Origin of the sequence: Streptomyces sp. NPDC001508 (assembly GCF_040298665.1) — a bacterium.
In the GTDB taxonomy this organism is placed as follows: domain Bacteria; phylum Actinomycetota; class Actinomycetes; order Streptomycetales; family Streptomycetaceae; genus Streptomyces.
Window position 1 is genome coordinate 1 of record NZ_JBEPAP010000151.1, and the last position, 1,940, is coordinate 1,940.

General features: G+C 65.9%; 2 protein-coding genes. Both read right to left on the reverse strand.

The window, feature by feature from the left end:
• Window positions 1–63: 63 nt before the first annotated feature.
• Window positions 64–642 (reverse strand): SDR family NAD(P)-dependent oxidoreductase, encoded by a 579-nt coding sequence (locus ABT245_RS45765; RefSeq protein ID WP_351747071.1) that lies wholly within the window; start codon window positions 640–642, stop codon window positions 64–66.
• A 20-nt stretch (window positions 643–662) separates the two neighbouring features.
• Complete coding sequence (locus ABT245_RS45770) at window positions 663–1,802, reverse strand: acyl-CoA dehydrogenase family protein (protein WP_351747073.1); 1,140 nt, start codon at window positions 1,800–1,802, stop codon at window positions 663–665.
• Window positions 1,803–1,940: the final 138 nt, after the last annotated feature.

The window sequence follows — 1,940 nt, forward strand, 5'->3', positions numbered from 1 at the left end:
GACAGTCGCGTGGATCAACGAGCCGCGATCCGAGGCAGAACCCCAGAAACAGAACTCATAGCATCAAACTGTCTCATTTGACTTGACAGCTTCCGGTACGCCGTGATCGGCCAGGTCGCGGGCAGCGGTCAGGGTGAGGCCGGCGATGCCGGCTTTGGAGGCGGTGTAGGCGGCCTGTCCCACTTGTCCTTCGAAGGCTGCGATGGAGGCGGTGTTGATGATCAGGCCGCGCTGGCCGTTTTCGTCCGGTTCGGCTTCGACGATGGCCGCTGCCGCCAGGCGTAGGACGTTGAAGGTGCCGAGAAGATTGACGTCGATGACCTTCCGGAAGAGCTCGAGACTGTGGGGGCCGCGGCGTCCGATGATGCGGGCGGAAGGAGCGATGCCGGCGCAGTTGACTGCCAGGCGCAACGGGGCTCCTTTGACGCGGATGCGTTCTAGAGCCGTTCGGACCGGCTCGTCCTGGGTGACGTCGGCTGGCAGCAGGGTCACGTCGGGTGCTGGTGTCGCAGTGTTCTCGAGGGCGGCTTCGAGGTCCAGTCCGTAGACGTGGGCGCCCAGGCGGGCGAGTAGGGCGGCTGTGGCAGCGCCCAGGCCGGAGGCGGCGCCGGTCACCAGGGCGGCGCTACCGTGGATCTGCATGGGTTCTCCCGGGTGGGGCGTCAGCGGGCCAGTTGCCGGCTGATGACCAGTCGCTGGATCTGGTTGGTGCCTTCGAAGATCTGCATGATTTTGGCCTCACGCATGTATCGCTCGACCGGGTAGTCACGGGTGTATCCGTATCCCCCGAAGACCTGTACCGCGTCCGTCGTGACTTTCATCGCAGCGTCGGTAGCGATGAGCTTGGCGACGCTGGCCTGGCGACTGTAAGGGCGTCCCTGGTCGCGGCGGCGGGCGGCGTCCAGGTAGGTGGCGCGTGCGGAGTCGACGGCGGCAGCCATGTCGGCCAGGAGGAAGCCGAGTCCTTGGTGGTCGATGATTCTGCGGCCGAAGGCGGTGCGTTCTTGGGCGTAGGCGACCGCAGCCCCCAGGGCGGCCTGGGCGAGTCCGGTGGCGCAGGCGGCGATGCCGAGTCTGCCGGAGTCCAGGGCGCTGAAAGCGATCTGAAGCCCTTGTCCTTCACGGCCGACAAGGCGGTGGGGAGCAAGGTGCGTGCTGTCCCAGAAGGCTGTTGTGGTGGGGATGGCGTGCAGTCCCATCTTCTCCTCGGGCCGGCCGAAGGTGAGGCCGTCGGCTTGTCCGGGAGCAAAGAAGCATGAGATGCCGTCGCTGCCGGGGCCGGTGCGGGCGAAGAGGGCGTAGAAGTCAGCTTTGCCGCCGTGGGTGATCCAGGCTTTGGCGCCACTGATGCGGTAGCCGTCCTGTTCCCTCTCGGCGCGACAGGTCAGGGCTGCGGTGTCGGAGCCTGCGTGAGGCTCGGACAGGCTGTAACCGCCGATGAGCTGGCCGCTGAGCACATCCTCCGCCCAGCGCTGGCATTGATCGCTGGTGCCGAAGTTGAGCAGGGGGAAGGCGGCCAAGGTGTGGACACTGACAGCTACGGCGACGGCGGCCCAGCGTGCCGCCAGTTCCTCGAGGACTTGAAGATAAACTTCGTAGGGCTGGTTGGCGCCGCCGAAGTCCTCGGGATAGGGCAGACCAAGAAGTCCGACATCGCCCAGCAGCTTGAACAGTCCCTGCGGGTAGGACTCGTTGCGTTCGTGTTCCTCGACACGGGGAGTGAGTTCCTTGTCGGCGATGTCGCGGACGAGGGTGAGCAGGTCCTCGGCCTCCTGTGTGGGCAGCAGACGGTCGACAGGCATGAACTGGACGCTCCTGGCTGTGCGGCGGGCGAAGGGAGGATAAGCGGGTCAGACACCCCATGTCGTTTGGTGTCAAGCGGCTGGGGTGTGGGCGTGGTGTGACCAGGCGGTTGCTTCGTCGTAGTGGGTGCGGGTTTT